Here is a 256-nt window from a genome sequence, read left to right on the forward strand (position 1 = left end):
GAACCAGCGCGTCTCCGTCGCCGTCGTCGACCGCAACGGCAACACCATCGTCACCCTCCGCGGCGACGGCGCCGGCCCGCAGTCCTACGAGTCCGCCGTCAAGAAGGCCTTCACCGCCGTCTCCTGGAACGCCCCCACCTCCGAGCTCGTCAAGCGTCTCGCCAACGCCCCCACCCTCAAGGACATCCCCGGCACCCTCTTCCTCGGCGGCGGCGCCCCCGTCACCGCCAAGGGCGCCCCCATCGCCGGCATCGGC

At 72.7% G+C, this 256-nt stretch carries 1 protein-coding gene; it reads left to right on the forward strand.

The genetic code is table 11. The features are described from left to right. A partial coding sequence (locus OO54_RS41145) for a GlcG/HbpS family heme-binding protein (protein ID WP_033212986.1) occupies positions 1–256 on the forward strand: 256 nt, incomplete at both ends.

Source organism: Streptomyces wedmorensis, from assembly GCF_000716445.1.
GTDB lineage: Bacteria > Actinomycetota > Actinomycetes > Streptomycetales > Streptomycetaceae > Streptomyces > Streptomyces wedmorensis.